The organism is Flagellimonas aequoris, assembly GCF_003584165.1.
In the GTDB taxonomy this organism is placed as follows: domain Bacteria; phylum Bacteroidota; class Bacteroidia; order Flavobacteriales; family Flavobacteriaceae; genus Flagellimonas; species Flagellimonas aequoris.
In genome coordinates this window covers 23588-44465 of record NZ_QXFJ01000007.1, presented here as the reverse complement: position 1 = coordinate 44465, position 20878 = coordinate 23588, and the positions used below count along the sequence as shown (strand labels likewise).

General features: G+C 43.6%; 24 protein-coding genes. All 24 read left to right on the top strand.

The features are described 5' to 3' along the window. Positions 1-66 precede the first annotated feature (66 nt). The 24 genes from D2U88_RS00235 to D2U88_RS00125 all read left to right on the top strand — a co-directional run bounded on the left by D2U88_RS00235 (position 67) and on the right by D2U88_RS00125 (position 20872). Complete coding sequence (locus tag D2U88_RS00235) at positions 67-4467, top strand: CusA/CzcA family heavy metal efflux RND transporter (protein ID WP_119638294.1); 4401 nt, start codon at positions 67-69, stop codon at positions 4465-4467. 18 nt (positions 4468-4485) lie between these two features. After that, positions 4486-5748 carry an efflux RND transporter periplasmic adaptor subunit gene (locus tag D2U88_RS00230; protein ID WP_036383460.1) on the top strand — a complete coding sequence of 421 codons (1263 nt, stop codon included), beginning with the start codon at positions 4486-4488 and terminating at the stop codon, positions 5746-5748. A 115-nt stretch (positions 5749-5863) separates the two neighbouring features. Then, positions 5864-6202: a P-II family nitrogen regulator gene (locus tag D2U88_RS00225; protein WP_036383461.1), complete on the top strand. Its 339-nt coding sequence runs from the start codon at positions 5864-5866 to the stop codon at positions 6200-6202. Positions 6203-6212: 10 nt separating this feature from the next. Then, positions 6213-6635, top strand: coding sequence for a Fur family transcriptional regulator (locus D2U88_RS00220; protein ID WP_036383462.1), 423 nt, complete (start codon positions 6213-6215; stop codon positions 6633-6635). A gap of 34 nt (positions 6636-6669) precedes the next feature. Beyond that, positions 6670-7041 carry a SpoIIAA family protein gene (locus D2U88_RS00215; RefSeq protein ID WP_099542505.1) on the top strand — a complete coding sequence of 124 codons (372 nt, stop codon included), beginning with the start codon at positions 6670-6672 and terminating at the stop codon, positions 7039-7041. Between the two features lie 27 nt (positions 7042-7068). Then, positions 7069-7287 carry an SHOCT domain-containing protein gene (locus tag D2U88_RS00210; RefSeq protein WP_036383466.1) on the top strand — a complete coding sequence of 73 codons (219 nt, stop codon included), beginning with the start codon at positions 7069-7071 and terminating at the stop codon, positions 7285-7287. 42 nt (positions 7288-7329) lie between these two features. After that, positions 7330-8100, top strand: a complete 771-nt coding sequence (locus tag D2U88_RS00205; RefSeq protein WP_099542502.1) for an AlbA family DNA-binding domain-containing protein — start codon at positions 7330-7332, stop codon at positions 8098-8100. Positions 8101-8169: 69 nt separating this feature from the next. Continuing rightward, a complete protein-coding gene (locus D2U88_RS00200; protein ID WP_094998956.1) occupies positions 8170-8529 on the top strand; it encodes a SpoIIAA family protein in 360 nt (119 codons plus the stop codon). 50 nt (positions 8530-8579) lie between these two features. Next, positions 8580-8858 (top strand): zinc-ribbon domain-containing protein, encoded by a 279-nt coding sequence (locus D2U88_RS00195; protein WP_094998955.1) that lies wholly within the window; start codon positions 8580-8582, stop codon positions 8856-8858. A 6-nt stretch (positions 8859-8864) separates the two neighbouring features. Beyond that, on the top strand, positions 8865-9407 hold the full coding sequence (locus tag D2U88_RS00190) for a hypothetical protein (protein WP_094998954.1): 543 nt from the start codon (positions 8865-8867) through the stop codon (positions 9405-9407). Positions 9408-9422: 15 nt separating this feature from the next. After that, positions 9423-10313 carry a bestrophin family protein gene (locus tag D2U88_RS00185; RefSeq protein WP_119638293.1) on the top strand — a complete coding sequence of 297 codons (891 nt, stop codon included), beginning with the start codon at positions 9423-9425 and terminating at the stop codon, positions 10311-10313. A 1-nt stretch (position 10314) separates the two neighbouring features. Continuing rightward, positions 10315-10755: an MgtC/SapB family protein gene (locus D2U88_RS00180; protein WP_119638292.1), complete on the top strand. Its 441-nt coding sequence runs from the start codon at positions 10315-10317 to the stop codon at positions 10753-10755. A gap of 115 nt (positions 10756-10870) precedes the next feature. Then, complete coding sequence (locus D2U88_RS00175) at positions 10871-11233, top strand: SpoIIAA family protein (RefSeq protein WP_119638291.1); 363 nt, start codon at positions 10871-10873, stop codon at positions 11231-11233. Further along, on the top strand, positions 11230-13164 hold the full coding sequence (locus D2U88_RS00170; RefSeq protein ID WP_119638290.1) for a heavy metal translocating P-type ATPase: 1935 nt from the start codon (positions 11230-11232) through the stop codon (positions 13162-13164). The genes D2U88_RS00175 and D2U88_RS00170 overlap by 4 nt, the downstream gene beginning before the upstream one ends. Positions 13165-13243: 79 nt before the next feature. Beyond that, a complete protein-coding gene (locus tag D2U88_RS00165) occupies positions 13244-15232 on the top strand; it encodes a heavy metal translocating P-type ATPase (protein WP_119638289.1) in 1989 nt (662 codons plus the stop codon). A 38-nt stretch (positions 15233-15270) separates the two neighbouring features. Beyond that, the gene (locus D2U88_RS00160; protein WP_119638288.1) at positions 15271-15705 is read left to right on the top strand and encodes a Fur family transcriptional regulator; all 435 of its coding nucleotides are present in this window, start codon (positions 15271-15273) and stop codon (positions 15703-15705) included. A gap of 271 nt (positions 15706-15976) precedes the next feature. Next, positions 15977-16186 carry a hypothetical protein gene (locus D2U88_RS00155; RefSeq protein ID WP_119638287.1) on the top strand — a complete coding sequence of 70 codons (210 nt, stop codon included), beginning with the start codon at positions 15977-15979 and terminating at the stop codon, positions 16184-16186. Between the two features lie 43 nt (positions 16187-16229). Continuing rightward, on the top strand, positions 16230-17030 hold the full coding sequence (locus tag D2U88_RS00150; RefSeq protein ID WP_119638286.1) for a cation efflux transmembrane domain-containing protein: 801 nt from the start codon (positions 16230-16232) through the stop codon (positions 17028-17030). A 36-nt stretch (positions 17031-17066) separates the two neighbouring features. Beyond that, positions 17067-17978: a cation diffusion facilitator family transporter gene (locus D2U88_RS00145; protein ID WP_182859068.1), complete on the top strand. Its 912-nt coding sequence runs from the start codon at positions 17067-17069 to the stop codon at positions 17976-17978. Beyond that, positions 17975-18973, top strand: coding sequence for a sodium:calcium antiporter (locus D2U88_RS00140; RefSeq protein ID WP_119638284.1), 999 nt, complete (start codon positions 17975-17977; stop codon positions 18971-18973). The genes D2U88_RS00145 and D2U88_RS00140 overlap by 4 nt, the downstream gene beginning before the upstream one ends. Before the next feature lie 3 nt (positions 18974-18976). Then, complete coding sequence (locus tag D2U88_RS19450; RefSeq protein WP_182859067.1) at positions 18977-19150, top strand: hypothetical protein; 174 nt, start codon at positions 18977-18979, stop codon at positions 19148-19150. Between the two features lie 14 nt (positions 19151-19164). Next, on the top strand, positions 19165-19341 hold the full coding sequence (locus tag D2U88_RS19445; protein WP_162987829.1) for a hypothetical protein: 177 nt from the start codon (positions 19165-19167) through the stop codon (positions 19339-19341). Between the two features lie 275 nt (positions 19342-19616). Next, the gene (locus D2U88_RS00130) at positions 19617-20459 is read left to right on the top strand and encodes a universal stress protein (RefSeq protein ID WP_094998945.1); all 843 of its coding nucleotides are present in this window, start codon (positions 19617-19619) and stop codon (positions 20457-20459) included. Positions 20460-20629: 170 nt separating this feature from the next. After that, positions 20630-20872 (top strand): cation transporter dimerization domain-containing protein, encoded by a 243-nt coding sequence (locus tag D2U88_RS00125; RefSeq protein ID WP_220473467.1) that lies wholly within the window; start codon positions 20630-20632, stop codon positions 20870-20872. Positions 20873-20878: the final 6 nt, after the last annotated feature.

The following is a 20878-nucleotide window of genomic DNA, read 5'->3' as shown; positions in this document are numbered from 1 at the left end:
CATCACATTATAAACGCATTGTATCTCATTGCATTGCGATGTTTAAACTGAATTAATACTTTTACTATGATTAACAAAATCATTTCATTTTCCATTAATAACAAGTTTATTATTGGGCTCTTCATAGTGGCACTGGTAGGTACGGGCATTTGGTCTATGGCCACTATAAATCTGGGTTCTGTCCCCGATATTACCAACAACCAAGTACAGGTTATTACAGTAGCCCCAAATTTAGGTACTGAGGATATTGAACAATTTGTTACCTATCCTGTAGAATTGGCAATGGCCAACCTTCCTGACGTTATCGAGCTGCGTTCGGTATCTCGTTTTGGGCTGTCCGTGGTTACCATTGTTTTTAAGGACGAAGCAGGCACCTATCTTCCCCGGCAATTGGTGCAAGAAAAATTGACCGAAGTCGCCGGGGAAATTCCCGAAGGTTTTGGTACGCCTTTTATGGCACCCATTACTACGGGTCTGGGCGAAATATTCCAATACACTCTAAAGGTAAAAGAAGGTTACGAAGATAAATACGATGCCATGGAGCTTCGTACCATTCAGGATTGGATCGTCAAACGCCAAATGGCATTAGTCCCTGGAGTGGTAGAGGTCAATGCTTTTGGGGGCTATGTGAAACAATATGAAGTTGCCATAAATCCTGATAAACTAAAAAGTTTTGGCATTACAATGAATCAGGTTTTTGAAGCCCTGAAAGTAAACAACGCCAACACGGGCGGTGCCTATATTGAAAAAAACCATCAGGCCAACTTTATCCGTGGCGAGGGGTTGGCCCGTAGCCTTGAAGATTTGAAAAATACAGTGGTTACCACCCAAAACGGAACTCCCGTATTGGTACGGGATATCGCCGAAAAAGTGGGCTATGGCAACCAGGTGCGTTATGGTGCGTTTACCCAAGATGGCCACGAATCCGTGGGAGGTCAGATTTTGATGTTAAAGGGAGAAAGTCCAAGTAATGTGATCAATAATGTAGAAAAACGAATTGACGAGATACAGAAATCGCTTCCCGAGGGCGTTTATATTGAACCGTTCTTAAGCCGTGCCGAACTTATAGCCAGGACCACAAGTACGGTAGAGAAGAACTTGATTGAAGGTTCATTGATTGTGATCTTTGTGCTTGTACTGCTCTTGGGGAGTTTACGTGGCGGATTGATTACCGCTTCGGTAATCCCGTTATCATTACTGTTCGCATTTATCCTGATGAAACAGTTCGGCGTATGGGCAAATTTAATGTCCCTTGGTGCCATCGATTTTGGGATCATCGTGGATGGTGCGGTAATCATTGTGGAAGGTATGGTATTGCATATCCATCAACGGATGAAAAAATCAAAAGCAGCGATAGGTCAGGCCGAAATGGATGAAATGGCATACGAATCTGGAAGTACGATGATGAACTCTGCCTTTTTCGGTCAGCTTATCATCCTTATCGTATTTACACCGATCCTTTTCCTTACTGGAGTTGAAGGAAAGATGTTCCGTCCCATGGCATTTACCTTTGGTTTTGCCGTACTTGGGGCGATTATCCTCTGCCTTACCTACGTACCTATGGTTTCGGCCTTGTTCCTGAAACCTGCAAAAAACCCGGACCATTGGTTCGCCAAATTTGAAAATAGTATCGATAGGTTCAGTGATAAAATCATGGCAGGGTTGAACAAAGCGTATAAGCCATTGCTTTCGTTTGCATTGCGTTTTAAGGCAGGTATTGTTTTAGGGGCAGTTGCTTTACTGGCAATCGCAGGATTTATTTTTAGCACTATGGGCGGGGAGTTTATCCCAAAGCTGGATGAAGGCGATATTGCCATGCAGGCCCTGATAAAACCTGGCAGTAGCCTTACCGAATCCATTGAAGCTTCAAAAAAACTACAAAATCTGGTAAATGAATTTCCCGAAGTGAAGACCATGATCTCGAGGATCGGGGTGGCAGAAATCCCTACCGACCCCATGCCCATGGACATTGCCGATAGTTACATCATCCTTGAAAAGGATAAGAGCAAATGGACCAGTGCGGAGAGCAAGGAAGAACTCATAGAAAAAATAAAGGAAAAGATTTCGGTTATCCCCGGTGTGAACTTTGTGTTTACCCAACCCGTAGAGCTCCGTTTCAATGAACTGTTGACGGGTGTCCGGGAAGATGTTGCCATCAAGATCTATGGTGAGGACCTGGATGTTCTGGCCGAAAAGGCGCAAGAAATGGCGGCAATCATACAAACCGTAGATGGCGCTGGTGATGTACGGGCGGAAGCGACCAGTGGCCTGCCACAGATGACCGTTGTCTATAACCGGGCAAAGATGGCGCAATACGGGGTTACCATTGACAAGCTCAACGATTATGTGAGTGCCGCCTTCGCAGGGGAATCGGCAAGTGTCATATTCGAGGGCGAAAAGCGCTTTGAAGTGGTCATCCGTCTGGCCGAGGCCTATCGAAAGGATATCAACAACCTTAAAAACCTGTACATAGACCTGCCCAGTGGTAACCAAGTGCCCCTAAAGGAATTGGCGGACATCAGCTATAAACCCGGGCCCATGCAAATTTCCAGGGACAATACCTACCGGCGAATCTATGTGGGGGTAAACGTTCGGGGCAGGGATGTCAAGTCCATGGTCGAGGAGGTTCAGCAAAAGCTCGATGCCCAGTTGAAACTGCCCCCGGGCTATTATATAACCTATGGCGGTTCTTTTGAGAACCTTCAAAGGGCGACCGACCGATTAATGATCGTAGTGCCTATTGCACTGTTCCTAATTTTCATATTGCTCTACTTTGCCTTGAGCTCGTTCTCACAGTCGGTAATGATTTATATGGCAGTACCCCTGGCAGCCATTGGTGGCGTGTTTGCCCTTTGGATACGGGGAATGCCATTCAGTATTTCCGCAGGTGTTGGGTTTATCGTGCTCTTTGGGGTAGCGGTATTGAACGGATTGGTACTGATCAACAAATTCAATGATTTAAAAGAAAGTGGTATGACAAATTTAAAAGACAGGATCTACGAGGCAACCCACGAGCGCTTGCGCCCTATATTGCTTACGGCAACGGCGGCCATTATGGGCTTTATCCCAATGGCGATTTCTACTTCCGGTGGTGCAGAAGTGCAGCGACCATTGGCAACCGTCGTTATTGGTGGCTTGATTACGGCAACCTTTTTAACATTGGTGGTAGTCCCGGTACTTTATAGTTGGTTGGAATCCCGTAAGGAGCGTAGAAATAATGGTGACAATACGGGTTATATCAAAAAAAGTCAAGCCATCATTCCAGTTTTATTGTTGGTTGGAGGATTTTTATCATCTGGTAACCTATCGGCCCAAAACAATCCCATCGCTCAAACCTTGACTTTAGATGAAGCTATAGTAATGGCAAGGGAAAATTATCCCACCCTAAAGGAAGGACAAGCGTTCATAGACAGGGAACAGGCCTTGAAGGGCACCAGTTTTGACCTGGGCAGCACGTTTCTATATGCCGGCAGGGAAGACCAAGGCCTGAATCAGGGAAATCTGCGTACCTTCGGGGTACAACAGGGCAACATTGACCTGCTCTCCGGGTTTTCAAAATCCAGGTTCTATAAGGAACGCACCAAGCTGGGCGAGAAATTCTATGACCTTAGTGAGCAGCAGCTGTTACGGGATGTGATGCAGGCCTATTACGAGATTGCCTACAATAAGGCCCGCCTGAAACTCGCCGAAAGGCTGGACAGCATCTATGCCGATTTTGAAAGTGCGGCCAAATTGAGGTACGATAGCGGTGAGACCGGAAAACTCGCCTATATTTCGGCTACCTCGGAGTACCAACAAATACAGGTATTAAAGCAACAGTCCTATGATGATATCGAGATCGCCAAAAGGGCATTGAAGCAATATCTGGGAATCGATGGTTCCATTGATACGATGGATGGGCCTTATGGGATCATAAACCCAATATCGGTTGTAGACACTTTGGATATAAGCAATAACCCGTTGCTGCAGTTCGACCTTCAGAACGCAGCAGTGGGCAAAGCGAACGTAAAGGTCGAAAAATCCCAGTTCCTGCCAAAGTTCAGCCTGAGCTATGACAATCTCAAGTATAATGATGTTACGGGGTTCAATGCCTATCAGGCGGGCATCAGCATCCCTTTGTGGTTCCTTCCGCAAAAAAATAGGGTAAGGGCGGCCAAGGCAGATGCCATGGTGGCCGAAAACCAGTATTTGACACAAAAGGCGACCACCGAGAGCCTGGTCTCCCAACTGTACAAAGCCCAGGACAAAACGTTGAAGTCGTTGAGGTACTATGAAGAAGCGGCACTGCCACTGGCAGAGGAACAGTTGACCACTGCCGAACTGGCAAACAAGGAAGGTGAGATAGACTACATTAGCTATATCACCATCCTCAACAGTGCCATCAACATCAAAATAAACCATTTGGATTTCATCAACCAATATAACCAACAGGCCATTGAGATACAATATCAATTGGGCAATCTATAATCTTAAAAAGAAAGAAAAATGAAGAATATACTATTAGTTAGTACCGTATTATTGACACTTATGTTTCTGAGCTGTAACGATGCCCCAAAATCCGAGCTTGGGCATAACGAAACGGAAGGCGTATCAAAAACCGAAGCACCTGGAGAAGATGCGCACGGAGAAGAGGGTCACGACGAAGAAGAAGGTGGCCACGAAGGGGAAGAAGGGGAAGAAGGTGTTGTTGAACTTACAAAACAACAGGCCGAAACCATCGGTCTGGAAACGAAACCTCTGGAGGAACGTAATTTAGGGAACAACATTAAGGTAACAGGAACACTCGAACTCTTCCCACAGGACAGGGCAAACATTAGTCCCTTTATTGGTGGAAATGTTAGCTCGATCAAGGTAGTACCGGGCAACATTGTGCGCAAGGGACAGGTGTTGGCCTATATAGAACACCCGGATATCATCGCCATGCAACAGGAATACCAGGAAAAGAATGACGAACTGGTATTTTTAAAGCAGGATTTTGAGCGCAAAAAGACCCTCTATGACAAAGGGGTTTCCTCTGGCAAGGAATTCCAAATGGCGCAATCCAAATTTCGTTCCACCACTTCCAGTGTAAACGGCCTAAAGTCCAAACTACGCTTGTTGGGACTGGACCCTTCCAAAGTGGCCGAAGGGGAGATCTATTCTGCCATCCCCATTATTACGCCCATTAGTGGCTATGTGGGCGAAGTAATGGTAAGCCTGGGCGATTATGTGGCCCCACAATCCAAAATGTTCTCGATAAGCGATAATTCGAAAATCTATGTCAATTTCAAAGTATATGAAAAGGACATCAAGCAGGTCAAGGAGGGACAACAGATTTATTTTTCAACAGCCTCAAAACCTAATGAATTGTTAAAGGCCACCGTGCGTTCCATAGGGCAGACGTTTGAGAGCGATCCGAAGGCCATAGAGGTATTGGCAGATATCGAGAATAAAGACAAGGACCTTTTGCCCGGAATGTATGTGGAGGGAAGAATTGTACAAGGAGAAAAATCAGGCTTTGCTGTTCCCGAGGAAGCTATTGTCCAGGAAGGTGAACAGTCTTATATCTTCATCATGGATGAGGATGAAGAACCTGTTGAAAATAAAATGAAATATAAACGCATCCCCGTGAGCACGGGGGTCAACGATCTGGGGTTTGTAGAAGTTAACCTGCCTGCAGGAACACCCGAAAATATCAAAATAGTAACAAATGGGGCCTATACTCTTTCTTCAGAAATGGTGAAAGGCGAATTGGAGCACGGACATTAATTCTCTAAAAATCAAGGATTTTGATTCCGAGTTTGTTTATCGACTTAATTTAGTTAGTTAAAAATTAAAGAACAGGCTCGGTTCAAAATCGATTAAAAATTTAAACATTTTAAAAATGAAAGAAATAAAAGCATTTGTTAAACCGAACAGGATACAAAGGGTCATCGAAGCCCTTAGCGATAAAGGTTTTAAAAGTATGACGCTTTCACAGGCGGAGGGTACTGGAGCATTCAAAGCAAAAGGCGCGAAGCCCTCATTGGATTTTCACGTAACCGATAGTCCGGTGGTAAAAGTGGAGCTGGTATGTCAAAATGAAGAAGCACAATCGGCAATCGATATTATTACGGAAAACGGTAAAACGCCCGACCCAGGGGACGGTATCATCTATTTATCGGATATTGAGGATGCCTTCCAGATCAAAACGGGGGAATCCTTAAAACGGTACGACCTCTGACCCATCGCACATGGAAAAAATCGTCAAAAAATTGGAGAGCAAGGGAATACGACCCACCCCGATGCGTCTGTTGACCTATAAAAAGTTACTGGAAAACGAGGTGGCCATCAGTTTGGGCGAATTGGAGAGTTTCTTCGAGAAGTCGGAAAGGAGTACCCTTTTCCGGACGATGAAAACATTTGAGGAAAAAGGCATCGTACATCAAATAGAGGACGGTACGGGCATTATGAAATATGCGCTCTGTGAGGAAGACTGTGAATGTGAGGTGGGCAACGACCTGCACCTGCATTTTCATTGCACCCGGTGCAACGAGACCGTTTGTTTGACCGACCGTAAAATCCCGCAGGTAAACCTGCCCCAAGGATATATGGCGGAGGATATCAACCTGGTCGTAACGGGAGTATGCAATAAATGCAATGGCAATTTGGAGTAACCTTTAAGGACAATAACATCAAAAGAATACGACGATGATAGCAATCTATAAAAAAGACCAAATCTTATATACCATCGCAGATCAAGAGCTGGATGCCGATGATGGGGCGACCTTGGTCAAGGCCCTGAATGAACATTTGAAAAGCAATGAACGGGCCGCTTGGTATATGGAAATGGAGCCTCCCAAAAAAGGAGTGAAGAAAAGCAGCGGTGAGAGGTTGGATATTTCCTTTCCCGAAGAAGCACGGCTTAAGAAAATAGCCTTGGTGGGCGAAAAAACATGGCAAGAACGGTTTACCGAATCGCTATTGCCGTTTAGTGAAGCCCACATAAAATATTTCGGACCTGAAGATGGAAACATGGCCAACAACTGGCTCGAACAAACAAGCAATAGCAATAGTAACTGAAACATGAATCTTTAAATCTAGAAAATTATGATGGACGATTGGTATTTTGGGGGAATGCACTGGATATGGTGGGGGTTATGGATAATCCTCATCTTCTGGATATTCCTGATTCCCTACCCCACACCGGGACAGAAAAACAGAAAGGACAGGGCAATGGAAGCCCTGAGGGAGCGGTACGCCCGCGGCGAAATCGACGAAGAGGAGTTTGAGAAACGCAAGACGTTCCTGTTAAAGGACAAAAAATAACAGTGTTTTGCTTTTGACCGAACGACCATAACACCGTTATCTATGCAAAGAAGAAAAATAGGGATATGGCTTTTGGCAGGCTTTGCCTTTGGGGTCTTTATACTGCAACCCTTGGGCCTATCCCTTTTTCTCTTTGACCGGTCGGGCGATTCCGGTCACTGGCCAAGCTATCTTGGCGAGGCTTTTGAAACCGTATGGGGTTTTACCGATGTTGACCAAGTCCTTAAAAACCTGTTGTTCGGAATATTGGGAAGCAGCCTTGCCTTGATGGTCTTTTTCAGAAAAAAGATTTTTCAACTGAACAGGAAACGGATGGATGGGCAAACCCTGCTGGAACTCATTAAAAAAGGCGAGAATGATTTGGTGGAGTTCAAATCAAGTCTGCGATGGGATTTACGTCAATCCAAAGTGAATAAACAGTTGGAATTTGTAATTATCAAGACCATAGCGGGTTTTATGAACACCAACGGTGGTAATTTGCTTATAGGAGTAGACGATAACGGCAACATCCTCGGTCTAAACCAGGATTTTGAAACCTTGAAAAAACCAGATAGAGATGGTTTTGAACAATACCTGATGCAGTTGATATCTCTAAAATTGGGCACCCATTTATGTACGGCTGTAAATGTATCTTTTTACAGATATGGAGAAAATGATGTGTGCTACATAGAAATAGACCCGGCCAAAACACCGGTCTATCTAAGTCAAGACGGGAGGTCACGGTTTTATATTAGAACCGGCAACGGAACGCGCGAACTCGATTTGCCCGAAGCCATCTTGCACTTAGGAAAAAAGAAGGCGCTTTATAATTAAGAAAAGCAAGTGTAAAGCCAATGGATATTTGCACTTACAATGCACTAATAATAATATTAATTTTAAAAGATGTTACAGATTACAGACATAAAGAGCGAAAATGTGGTTACCACAAAGGCTAGCGGTAAACTCAACCAGTACGACTTTGAAAAAATACATCCGCTTATCCATAGTATTCTTGAAAAAGGATTAAAGGTTCGGTGGTATTTTGAGATGAACGATTTTCAAGGCTGGCATATAGATGGGCTATGGAAAGATTTCTCTAAAGATGTTGACCACGAAAAGGAGTATGAAAAAATAGCATTGGTCGGCGAAAAAAAGTGGCGAAAGTGGGCCACCCAATTTATGAAACCATTTTGCAATGCCGAAATCAAATATTTTGGTTCAGACCAAAAACAGGAAGCCAAAATATGGATTGAAAGTGACTGATGACAGGTATTGGCTGGTTAATAAAAGAATAAACTAAAAGATATATTGATATGGGATTTTTAAAACATTTATTTCGAGGCTTTCAAAACGGAGGCCATCATTCCCGTGGGCATCACAATAAACGCGGTTATGGCTATAGGGAAGATAGTTCAGATGCAAAGGTTATGATTCGTTGCACAGCCTGTGGTGAGAAAAATGATGAAAATGCAGCCTTTTGTAAAAAGTGCGGTTCACCTTTAGGCAAGTCCAACTGCAGCAATTGTAACGAGAGTGTGCCAGTCGAAGCAAAATTTTGTCCTAATTGCGGTACTGAACGCATCAATAAATAACAACCGATGAAGTACTATATATTGATAATTCTATTTTTTGGTATTCTCAATGCGAACGCCCAAAAAATTTACAGGACCGAAGAAGGCCACGTTGAGATGATGGCAAGGGTCGATAGTGTACCCTTTAAGGCAGAAAGCCACAAACTGGCCTTATATCTCGACTATGATTCCAAAGTGGTCAGTGGGGTACTCGACCTTAAAACGCTATCGACCAACAACCCTGAAATCAAAGCTATGCTGGCAGGGGAGGAAGACCCCTTAATGCTTCGGTTTACCGGTACGGTGCCTTCTGTTGATTTTTTGTCAAAACGGCACGACCCTATCGACTTTAATTGGCTGATAGATGTTACTTATCAAGGAAAAGCCTTTAAATCACAATTTAAAGCAACCATTACACATATTGAACAAGGCGTAAGTATGTCGTGTTTGATAAGTGCCAGAGGACAGGTTTTGGTGGCTGATACAGGCTTGGATTCCATCATAAAAGGTATAGATGATACCATAGAAGTGCAGTTTGCACAAATGGTTTTAAAATTGGACAACCAGTAATTTAACAAATAAAAAATGCTCTTAAATAAACGGATATCCATCTGGTCCTTTCTTAAATATATTAAATATGACATTTTATTTATTGTGTTTTATGCCATAACTATGGGTATTTTAGACCAATTCGGTTTTCTAAGTAAAATTTCGATACCTATAGCCGTTACAGGGGTTTTCGGGACTGCTGTGGCACTACTGTTAGGTTTCAGGACCAATCAAGCCTATGAACGCTGGTGGGAAGCCCGTATTATTTGGGGCGCCATTGTCAACGACTCTCGTACTTTGGTACGACAGGGCATAACCTTTTATGACCGGCAGGATAGTCAGTATGAATTTAGGATTAAAGAAATAGTTTTACGACAAATTATGTGGTGCTATGCACTGGGTGAGTCTTTAAGGAAAGTGGACTTTTCCCCTAAGGTAGCTGGCTATTTAAAAATTCAGGACATTAATGACCAAAATGTTCCTAATGCTATTCTATTAAAACATTCTGAAGCCTTATCAGAAGCCCGCAACGATAAGGTGATCAATAAATTCCAACAGGTACAAATTGACAGTACTATTGCGCGTCTTTGCGATTCAATGGGCAAATGCGAAAGGATTAAAAACACGGTATTCCCCAAGGCACATAGCCTGTTGATCCACCTCATCATTTATGTATTTGCCACAATGCTTCCGTTTGGTTTGTCCGATAATTACCTCTCTGTGGAAATTGGGCTTACCGTCGCTATCCCTATCATCTTTATAGCCATTGAGAAAACATCAATTTTAATGCAGGATCCTTTTGAAAACAACCCAATGGACACACCAATGACCGATTTGGCCCAAACTATAGAAATTAATCTAAAGGAGATGATAGGTGATGAGGACATCCCACAGAAAAAGAAACCTGAAATGTTTTACATTCTATAATATGGATTTACAAACTGAAATAACGCTGATTCCCAGATTATTGGTTGCCTTGTTACTGGGCATCTTGATTGGGCTTGACCGTGAAATTCACGGTCACGATGCAGGTATAAGAACCTATGCTTCCGTTTGTTTGGGAGCTGCACTTTTAACTATCATCAATACACATACTGAGATGGCAGACCAAACCAGGATTGTCGCCAATATTGTTTCTGGAATTGGTTTTTTGGGAGCGGGTATCATTTTTAGGGACAGTTCAAAAAATACCATATCAGGGTTAACAACGGCCGCTACTATATGGGCCAGTGCTGGTGTTGGCATTGCGATAGGATATGGGATGTACTTAATTGGGATAACCAGTACACTATTGATTATACTATTGCTGGTTTCGCATCATTTTCCATTTTTTAAAACAAAGTACGGTAAAGAAAGAAACAAGGGGTAACAATGAATAAACAAAGTGTAATTGTAATCAGAAAATTAGTGTGACGTGTAGAGCGTATCATTTGCACATACAACGCACTAATATTTTAAATAGATGAATATAAAGATATACAAATATGTTACAGATAATAAACTTGGAACAAGAACATCTTATTGCCGCTAAAATCAGCGGGAAACTTACGGAAAAGGATATGGAAAAGATGCATCCGCTTATCCACAACATCATAGAAAAAGGCCATAAAGTGGATTTCTATTTTGTAATGGAAGATTTTGAAGGCTATACCCTTAAAGGCTTTTGGGAAGACCTAAAGATTGATTCGGCTCACTTGGGAGATTATGGCAAGATGGCCTTTGTGGGCAATAAAAAATGGCAGGAATGGGCCGCGAAGGCAACTGATTTTTTCATAAAGTCTGAAGTTAAATTTTTTGATATTAAAAATAAAGAGCAGGCAATGACCTGGGTCTCAACAAAAGGATGAAAAAGAAAAAACTACAGCTACGGGAGCTAAAAGGGAAACAGTCCACTGTAATTTCAGCAAGCGAAAAAAAGCTCAAAACCTATTTACCGGCAATTTTCAGCTTTGTGATGCTCATAGTTGGTATTGCCATTGACTATTTCGATGCCTTTCCTTTCTTTAAGGGATGGGTCAGGATTGTGTGGTACACGGTGGCTTACATCCCTGTTGGCTTTCCAGTCATCAAGGAGGGATGGGAAAGTATTAAAAATGGCGATTTCTTTACAGAATTTTTCCTGATGTCCATCGCAACCTTGGGAGCATTTGCCATAGGCGAATATCCAGAGGGCGTTGCCGTGATGTTGTTCTATGCCGTGGGCGAACTGTTCCAAAATGCTGCCGTAAACCGTGCCAAAGGAAACATTAGGGCACTTCTGGATGCACGACCGGACGAGGCATTGGTCTATCGTAATGGGGACTTCGTTTCCGTCAATCCCGAAACGGTCAATATTGGCGAGAAGATACAGGTACGGGTGGGCGAAAAAATCCCATTGGATGGCAAACTGCTATCAAACAAAGCATCGCTCAATACAGCTGCCATTACTGGCGAAAGCAAACCCGACACCATAACACAGAACGAAAAAGTCTTTGCGGGAAGCATCAATCTCGACGGTGTCATCGAAGTAGAAACCACCAAGAAATTCAAGGACAGTTCCATCGCCCGTATTCTGGAGATGGTACAGAATGCCACGGCCCGGAAATCGAAGACCGAATTATTTATTAGGAAGTTTGCACGGATTTATACGCCCATCGTGGTTTTCCTTGCTATCGGACTCACTTTGTTACCATACTTTTTTGTCGATGAATATGTGTTTAGGGATTGGCTATACCGAGCTTTAATTTTCTTGGTGATTTCCTGCCCTTGTGCCTTGGTCATTTCCATTCCACTGGGCTATTTCGGCGGTCTGGGTGCGGCATCGCGCAACGGAATCCTGTTCAAAGGCGCATCCTTTCTCGATGCAATGACCAAAGTGAATACTGTGGTGATGGACAAAACCGGAACCGTTACCAAAGGGGTCTTTAAGATTAAGGAAGTGATAAATACATCCGCTTTTGCGGAAGTGGAATTTATGAAATACCTGATGGCGATGGAAGAACAATCTACTCACCCCATTGCAAAGGCAATTCTGGAATACAAGGCGGACGGTACTGATTTTAAGGCATCCGAAGTTTCTGAAGTTGCCGGTAAGGGATTAAAGGGCACAGTCAACCATAAGCAGGTCTTGGTCGGCAACAAAGCATTGATGACTTCCAATAGTGTTGATGTTCCCCCTGAAACCGATGTGATAGTCGAATCTATAGTGATGGTCGCCATCGATGGAAAATTCGCAGGCTATGTGACCATTGCCGATGAACTTAAGGAAGACGCGCATCACACCATTCAACAGATTCGGGAGGCCGGAATAGCTAAAATCATAATGCTCTCAGGAGACAAGGATTCCATAACCCAACAAGTTGCCAAGGAACTGAATATTGATTGGGCCAAAGGCGGCTTGCTACCCGAAGATAAGCTCAACGAGGTCGAAAAGCTCAAGGAACAACCTGAATCCACGGTAGCATTTATGGGCGACGGCATCAACGATGCACCCGTGCTTGCAGGCAGTGATGTGGGTATTGCAATGGGTGGTTTGGGCAGCGATGTGGCCATAGAGACCGCAGACGTTATCATCCAGACCGACCAGCCGAGCAGGATGGCCCGAGGAATCCAAATTGGACGCTCAACACGCCGTATCGTATGGCAAAATATTGGTCTTGCTTTTGGGGTAAAAGGGATTTTTCTCATTTTGGGTGCCATCGGTTTGGCTACGCTGTGGGAGGCTGTGTTTGCCGATGTAGGTGTTTCGTTCGTTGCCATTCTCAATGCAATACGTTTGCAAAAAATGAATTGGAAATAGCAAAAGTGTTAACCTTTAACAAAATACAAGCCCAAAAGCGGATTAAACCTGAATTAACAATAACAAAACCATTAATAATATGAAAGACAAGGAAAAACATAGCAAAGACGATGGCCACAATCACGACCACGGCGGCATCTTCGGCAAAAACACCGAACTCTATTTTGCTATTTTAAGCGGGGTCACACTAATTACGGGTTTCCTATTGGAGAAATTTACCGGGGTTTCAGCTAACATCCCTTTTGGACTCTATATTGCGGCCTACTTTTTTGGAGGTTATTTTACCCTAAAGGAGGCCATTACCAAAGTGTCCAAAGGCGAATTTGAAATCGATTTCCTGATGCTGGTCGCAGCTGCAGGAGCCGCCTATTTGGGCGAATGGGCAGAAGGTGCCTTGCTGCTGTTCCTTTTCAGTCTGGGTCACGCACTGGAAAACTACGCAATGGGCAAGGCAAAAAAGTCCATTGCAGCGTTAACAGACCTTGCGCCTAAAACCGCACTATTAAAGAAAGATGACGATACCATTGAAGTGGGTATTGAAGAACTACAGGTGGGCGACATCATCGTGGTGCGCCCCAACAGCAAGATATCCGCCGATGGTGTAATTGTAAAAGGTAACAGTAGTGTTGACCAGGCACCCATTACCGGGGAAAGCGTTCCGGTGGACAAAACACCAATAGAAAATCCGGACAAAGAGTATACCTCAAAAAGCAATATTCCCAATGAGAACCGTGTATTTTCAGGAACCATCAATGGTAACAATACCCTTGAAATAAAGGTAATCAAAGAGGCAAAAGATTCTACCCTCAACCGCTTGGTCACTATGGTTCAAGAGGCCCAGGACCAGAAATCGCCCACCCAGTTGTTGACCGACAAGTTTGAGCGGTACTATGTGCCAGCGGTCATTATACTGGTCGTTGCACTGAATTTTGCTTTTTTGGTCATCGATGAACCGTGGAGCGAAAGTCTGTATCGTTCGTTGGCTGTACTTGTGGCAGCAAGTCCGTGCGCGCTCGCCATTTCTACGCCATCTGCTGTATTGAGTGGCGTGGCACGAGCTGCACGTGGCGGCGTTTTGATAAAGGGTGGTCGTCCATTGGAAGATTTAGGAGTGCTTACCGCATTGGCCTTTGACAAGACAGGAACGCTTACCGAAGGAAAACCAAAGCTGACAGACGTCGAAAGCTTTGGCAGCATAGATAAAAAGGAACTGTTGGAAATCGCGATCGCGGTTGAGGAACTAAGCGACCATCCCCTGGCAAAGGCAGTTGTACGGGACGGAATGGAACAGCTCGGGAAGGACACCAAGATTCCGGATGCCGATGATTTGGAGGCCGTACAGGGCAAGGGCATAAAGGCAAACTATCAAGGGAATTCCATTTACATTGGTAACCTGGAACTCTTCGAGGACATTGATAAGGGCGTACCCGACGATGTATCAGAAAAGGTAAGAGCGCTTGAAGGGGAAGGAAAGACCACGATGCTAATAAAAAGGGGCAATGAATTTATAGGGATGCTGGGGCTGATGGACACCCCACGGGAAAAAGCCAAGGAAACCCTTGCCCAACTAAAGGAAATAGGCATCAAGAAAATGATAATGCTTACCGGCGACAACCAGAAAGTGGCAGATGCCGTAGCCGAGGAAATTGGGTTGACCGAAGCTCGCGGAAGTCTGCTTCCCGAAGAAAAAGTGGAGGCCATCAAAAAACTTGCGGAACAGGAAAATAAACTGGCAATGATAGGTGATGGGGTCAATGATGCCCCTGCTATGGCAAACAGTACTGTTGGTATTGCAATGGGAGCAGCGGGCAGCGACGTAGCTTTAGAAACCGCAGATATAGCACTAATGGCAGACAAACTGGAAACCTTGCCTTTTGCCATCGGGTTGAGCAGAAAAGCGAAGGCGATAATCAAGCAAAACTTATGGGTTAGCTTGGGGGTTGTTGCCCTTTTAATTCCTGCGACAATTATGAGTTGGGCAAGTATAGGGATAGCCGTCGCCATTCACGAGGGCTCTACGTTGGTAGTGGTGGTTAATGCATTGCGTTTGCTCGCCTACAAAAAATAAATTCAATAAAGGAGATTGCCTTTGAATCAAGGTTAAAAATGAACAAAACGGAAAAAATATTGTCAAATTACGGTATTCGCCCTACTCAAATGAGGTCCAAGATATACAGGTATCTGAGAAGGAAGCAAAGTGCCGTGTCCTTTTCCGATTTAAAAAAGGTCTTTGCTGAAAAGAGCGAAACCAATAAGACAGCAAACAGAACGACCTTTTATCGCAACCTCAAGATTTTTGAGGATAAAGGACTAATTCATCAGATTAATGATGGTACGGGCGTAGCAAAATTTGCAATTTCTGTTGAAAACACCAAAGGTGATTACGGTACAGATTTACATCTGCACTTTCATTGTACCGAATGTAAGAAAACAATCTGTTTGCCAAATAAAATACCGGAAGAAAGTTTACCAGATGATTATAAAATAAACGATGTCAACTTGGTATTAAAAGGGATATGCGTGAAATGTAATGGAAAATAATAAGTGGGAGTTCCAGAACTTTGAATCCTTGCGCCTAAGAGTCAAGTTCAAGGTTCTTCCACCTTATTTAACCAAAAAAATACAACTATAGAAAAATATGATATAACAATTATTGGTTTGTGTTTTGGCGATAATGGAATTCAGGGCAGCGGCAGAGGATATTGCACGGATGTCCCACGGACACCCTACATTTTCATAAACCTTTAAGGAAGTCTGCTTGGCTGCTACCGAAGACAGGGCGTTGCATATATAAAATTATTAAGAAACTAAGATGAAGAAAATTCAAAAGCTAACCCAAGAAATCAACGAATTGACAGTAAGGATAGAACAAGAATATCCCGAACTCTATCGCTATTTAGATGAGAATCCCATAACTATTCCCGTAGATGATGAAGCAAAACCGACTTATAATTCGTTCGTCGATTATTTGGAGAGCTTAAAATCGATTTTGGAAAAATATATGGAATCCCATAATAAGTAAACATTTAAAACACCAAACTTAGAATTTAATACAGATTATTTAAATGTCCACCATAAACAAAACCACTTTTAAGGTAAGTAAAATGGATTGCCCTTCAGAAGAACAGATGATAAGGATGAAACTGGAGTCAAATCCTCAAATCAAATATCTGGACTTTGACATTCCAAATAGAAAGTTGGATGTGTACCATCAGGGGAATGCCCAAGAAATAAACGTGGAATTGGGTGCATTAAAGCTGGGAGAAAAACTCTTAGGAACAGAAAAGGCAGAAAAACCTATTGCCGAAGACGAGACCAAACAAAAGAAGATACTCTGGTGGGTCTTGTACATCAATTTTGGTTTTTTCGTTATCGAAATGACCACGGGTTGGATTTCTTCCTCGATGGGTCTTATTGCCGATTCGTTAGATATGTTGGCTGATTCCATTGTATATGCATTGAGCCTTTTTGCCGTAGGCGGCGCTATTTCCAGAAAAAAGAAAGTGGCGAAATTCAGTGGCTATTTTCAGATGGCGTTGGCCCTGCTGGGATTTTCGGAAGTCGTGAGAAGGTTTTTGAGTAGTAGCGAAACCCCTTTGTTCCAATGGATGATCATTGTTTCCATTTTCGCCCTTATCGGCAACCTCGTTTCCCTATGGCTCATAAACAAAGCCAAAAGCAAGGAGGCGCATATGCAGGCAAGTGCCATCTTTACCTCAAACGACATTATTGTGAACGGTGGGGTAATCCTGGCAGGGGTGCTGGTTTATTTTTTGGACAGTAAATGGCCCGATTTGGTCATAGGCGGTATTGTGTTCGCCTTTGTGATGCGAGGGGCCATTAGAATTTTAAAATTGTCCAAATAACGTATTGGGAAGAAAAGAAATAGTAAAAGAAAGATTTTGGAAAGGAATCCAAATGGCATATCCCGAAGAGGACTCAAAACTACCCTTGTAGGTATTTTAATCAGTGCATTATTGGCATTGATCAAAGGTTTGGGCGGGGTGTTCGGGCATTCTTATGCCCTTATTGCCGATGCGATCGAATCCGGGGCGGATGTGCTGACATCCGCACTATTATGGGCCGGGTTGAGATGGTCGTCAAGGCCGCCGGATGAAAACCATCCCTACGGACACGGTAAGATAGAGGCCCTGGTGGCGGTGGGTATTGCCATAGCCTTAACCATTGCAGGCGGTATAATCATAAGGGACAGCATCAACCATATTCTGGTACCCCACAAAACTCCTGCACCCTTCACACTCTTCATACTGGTATTTGTTGTCCTCACGAAAGAGGCGTTGTATCGCTATGTCATGAAAACAGGTAATGAAATCAATAGTTCGGCCGTCAAGGCCGATGCATTTCACCATAGGAGTGATGCCATTACGTCGATAGCCGCTTTTATAGGGATTTCCATAGCATTGATCGGTGGCGAAGGGTTTGAGATAGCGGATGATTTCGCGGCACTCATTGCAGCGGGCATTATTCTGTTCAATGCCTATAAAATAGCTAGGTCATCGGTAAGGGAGTTGCTGGACGAAGCTGTTGAGCCCGAATTTCGAAATGAGGTTATCCGACTGGCCGAAGCCGTTCCTGAAGTGGTAAGGGTAGAGCGCTGCCATTCCCGAAAGATGGGAACGGCCTTTCATATCGATATGCATATTTGGATCGATGGGGAATTAACTGTGACCGAGGGCCATGATATTGCACACAAAGTAAAGGAGAGATTGTTCAGGTCATATTCCGAGATACTTGACGTGCACATCCATATCGAACCTAGCAAAGAGAGAAATGTTAAAATGACAGAATTATGAACAGTTGGCTATGGGTACTCGTTTTGGGCCTAGCGGCCTGGGCAGCACACTGGGGTGCGGACCGATTGTTGACTCCTTTAAAGTTGCTCCGCAAGCAATGGGGGCTTACCGCATCCGCTGGAGCCGCTTTTCTTGCCCTTGTAACGGCCAGTCCTGAAGTTGCCATCAATGTAACCAGTGCGGCACGGGACGTTTCCGATATTGGCCTGGGCAACTTATTGGGTTCCAATATTATTTCCATTCCCTTGATGGTGACCATAGCTTATTTTGCTTCCAGGAAACAATTCAAGAACAACAAGGAACATCAAGAACATCTTGATAAAAACATTCTGGCGTTGAACAAACGTTCGGTTTCCGTACTGTCCCTTCCTTATCTGGGCATTATCGCCCTTGTGGCCATTTTAACTCTGCCAAAGCCCTGGCGTGGCCTGCAACATGTGGACGGGTGGATTATGCTGGCGGCCTATGCTGCGTTCTTGACCCACGCAATCATAAAAGGCAAGGAAAAGGGCAAAAAAGTAGAATGGAACAAAAAACAGGTCTGGTTATCGATTGCCGGGGCCTTTGCGATAGCAGTTGGCGCTTTTTTCATAGTGAAGGCGACCGAAAATATTGTTTCTGCCCTAAATATTTCTGAAATCGTGGGAGGCCTTTTCATCACGGGCATAATGACCACGGCACCGGAAATATTCAAGACCTGGAGCGTGGTAAAAGGGGGCGAGGTGACAGCGGGCACCACCAGTGTTATTGCAGACAATGCCGTAACGATGACGGTGGCATTTTTTCCGCTGGCTTTGGTAACCACCCCCATTGAGGACTTTGAACTGTTCTGGGTCAACATGGCCTTTGTCGGGCTTATGCCGCTGCTTTACACACTATTTGTGCACCAAAGCAAGGAACTGCACGGTTTCTCTCGTTGGCAGATTTTTGTATTTGATGCGGCATATATAGTTTATTTATTGGTCATGGTTTTTTACGTGTTGAAACTTTTTTGATAGATGAAAGACGAACTTTTTAAAGATTGCTCGATGAGGCTCAATATGCTGGATGAAAACATCCACAAATTGGCCGTAAAGTATGCTGAAGAATACTATACGACAAACCAATGCTCCAAGGAGGAAGCCCTTGAACGCGGCATTGTAAAAGCAGAGATGGAAGGGCGAAAGCTCTAAAAAAAGTATACAATATGGACTGGACATTTGAAGATTTCAAAACAAAACTTGATGGCCTACAGCCGTCAGTTCGGAAGAAGGCCCTCAAAATTGCACAAGAATTGGTAAAGGAGAATGGGTATTCTCGTGAGAAGGCCATTACGGAGGGAATCAAACGTGCAGAAGAATGGTTTTATGACCTTAGGGGATAGCATTGGTGCGTTGATTTTAGTAAAGCACAGTATAATATGTCACGGGAAAGGAGAAAGCGGAGACTAGAGGAAAAAAAGGGGAATTCAATAAACAGGAAAGTAAGAACCAGAAAGGAGAAAGGGTATTGCCTGTTGGTTTTTGTGGCAATGTTCCTTGCGGTGCTGACAATTGCCTTTCTAGATGCAATTCTATATGGTTTTTACCTACTTTTCAATTGAATAATTAAACCTAAAAAGAAAGATTAATGGAGTCAAATCAATAAAAACAAAATGATATGAAAGATGACGGAATTTTAATACCTGTAGATTTTACACAGGTTTCAAAAAATGCGGTGAGCTACGCAATTGGGCTAGCACAAAAATTGAAATCAAAACTGGTTTTTGTCCACGCCTATTCAGTGGCATATCCATCCGGTACGCCCATCGGGATGGCAACTATGGCACACAATGTAACAGATACCACAGCATCACAAGAAAAAATCAATAAAGAAAAATTGGATAAGTTTCTAAGAGGCTTTCCTGAACTGGACAAGTTGGAATTTCAAGCAATGGTCGGTTTCGGGGCAACGGTCGATGTGATTTCTAGCCTGGCTAAGGAAATGAATACCAGTCTTGTCGTTATGGGTACCAAGGGTACGGCTTCGGGATTTGATGAAATTTTTATTGGAACCGTTACCGAAAAGGTGACACAAAAGGCACCTTGTCCTGTACTGGCCGTACCTGAAGATGCCAGCTATACTGCGTATAGGCGTATCGGGGTCGCAGTGGATACGGATAGTACGGATTATAAAATAGATTTTGAAATATTGTCCAGATTATTGGAAAACTATAGTGCACAGTTGCACTTTGTACATATAGCGGACAAACAGGAAAGGGTGCTGGAGAAAGCATTTATTCGTGAAAGATTTGGCAAACTTCTTGTACCTAAGCAATGGTTCTTTACAGTTATCCAGGAAGACAAACCCGAAGAGGGTATCGATGAATTTTTGACTGAAACCCCAATAGACCTATTGGTTTTGCTTTACAGGGAACACGGATTTTTTGAGGCACTTTTCAAAAAGGGGCTAAGAAAAAAAATGCTGTATGCCTCCAAGGCCCCATTGCTGATAGTTAAGTAGCTTTTCTACCTATGTGATACTCTAGTAAATATTAGGTATAGCTTACTATGCGAAATTATCGTGCTCATTCTGGGTGCAGGTGGATTGGCTACCATGTGGGAAGCAGTGTTCGCAGATGTTGGTGTTGCAATGTTGGCTATTTTGAATGCGATTCGATTGCAGAAGATGAAGTGGAAAAGTTCCTAATGGATATCGAAGGGGTCGAAGAAGTACACGATTTACATATCTGGGCAATGAGTACCACGGAAACGGCACTTTCTACCCATCTGGTCGTTCCCGATGGACACGAGGACCAATTTATATACGACATCCGGGAACAATTGCACGATAAATTTGAAATAACGCATACCACCCTGCAAATCGAAAAAGAATTTGGGGACAAAGAATATAAACCCTATCAAGGTCTGGAATAATAAAAT

What these genes read in the sequence shown, in the direction of transcription:
- D2U88_RS00205 (WP_099542502.1), top strand. Translation starts at nt 7,330, where the DNA reads ATGCAAAGAAGAAAAATAGGGATATGGCTTTTGGCAGGCTTTGCCTTT.
- D2U88_RS00130 (WP_094998945.1), top strand. Translation starts at nt 19,617, where the DNA reads ATGAAAGATGACGGAATTTTAATACCTGTAGATTTTACACAGGTTTCA.
- D2U88_RS19445 (WP_162987829.1), top strand. Translation starts at nt 19,165, where the DNA reads ATGGACTGGACATTTGAAGATTTCAAAACAAAACTTGATGGCCTACAG.
- D2U88_RS00155 (WP_119638287.1), top strand. Translation starts at nt 15,977, where the DNA reads ATGAAGAAAATTCAAAAGCTAACCCAAGAAATCAACGAATTGACAGTA.
- D2U88_RS00170 (WP_119638290.1), top strand. Translation starts at nt 11,230, where the DNA reads ATGAAAAAGAAAAAACTACAGCTACGGGAGCTAAAAGGGAAACAGTCC.
- D2U88_RS00165 (WP_119638289.1), top strand. Translation starts at nt 13,244, where the DNA reads ATGAAAGACAAGGAAAAACATAGCAAAGACGATGGCCACAATCACGAC.
- D2U88_RS00215 (WP_099542505.1), top strand. Translation starts at nt 6,670, where the DNA reads ATGATAGCAATCTATAAAAAAGACCAAATCTTATATACCATCGCAGAT.
- D2U88_RS00210 (WP_036383466.1), top strand. Translation starts at nt 7,069, where the DNA reads ATGATGGACGATTGGTATTTTGGGGGAATGCACTGGATATGGTGGGGG.
- D2U88_RS00225 (WP_036383461.1), top strand. Translation starts at nt 5,864, where the DNA reads ATGAAAGAAATAAAAGCATTTGTTAAACCGAACAGGATACAAAGGGTC.
- D2U88_RS00190 (WP_094998954.1), top strand. Translation starts at nt 8,865, where the DNA reads ATGAAGTACTATATATTGATAATTCTATTTTTTGGTATTCTCAATGCG.
- D2U88_RS00160 (WP_119638288.1), top strand. Translation starts at nt 15,271, where the DNA reads ATGAACAAAACGGAAAAAATATTGTCAAATTACGGTATTCGCCCTACT.
- D2U88_RS00175 (WP_119638291.1), top strand. Translation starts at nt 10,871, where the DNA reads ATGTTACAGATAATAAACTTGGAACAAGAACATCTTATTGCCGCTAAA.
- D2U88_RS00230 (WP_036383460.1), top strand. Translation starts at nt 4,486, where the DNA reads ATGAAGAATATACTATTAGTTAGTACCGTATTATTGACACTTATGTTT.
- D2U88_RS19450 (WP_182859067.1), top strand. Translation starts at nt 18,977, where the DNA reads ATGAAAGACGAACTTTTTAAAGATTGCTCGATGAGGCTCAATATGCTG.
- D2U88_RS00180 (WP_119638292.1), top strand. Translation starts at nt 10,315, where the DNA reads ATGGATTTACAAACTGAAATAACGCTGATTCCCAGATTATTGGTTGCC.
- D2U88_RS00235 (WP_119638294.1), top strand. Translation starts at nt 67, where the DNA reads ATGATTAACAAAATCATTTCATTTTCCATTAATAACAAGTTTATTATT.
- D2U88_RS00200 (WP_094998956.1), top strand. Translation starts at nt 8,170, where the DNA reads ATGTTACAGATTACAGACATAAAGAGCGAAAATGTGGTTACCACAAAG.
- D2U88_RS00150 (WP_119638286.1), top strand. Translation starts at nt 16,230, where the DNA reads ATGTCCACCATAAACAAAACCACTTTTAAGGTAAGTAAAATGGATTGC.
- D2U88_RS00220 (WP_036383462.1), top strand. Translation starts at nt 6,213, where the DNA reads ATGGAAAAAATCGTCAAAAAATTGGAGAGCAAGGGAATACGACCCACC.
- D2U88_RS00195 (WP_094998955.1), top strand. Translation starts at nt 8,580, where the DNA reads ATGGGATTTTTAAAACATTTATTTCGAGGCTTTCAAAACGGAGGCCAT.
- D2U88_RS00185 (WP_119638293.1), top strand. Translation starts at nt 9,423, where the DNA reads ATGCTCTTAAATAAACGGATATCCATCTGGTCCTTTCTTAAATATATT.
- D2U88_RS00140 (WP_119638284.1), top strand. Translation starts at nt 17,975, where the DNA reads ATGAACAGTTGGCTATGGGTACTCGTTTTGGGCCTAGCGGCCTGGGCA.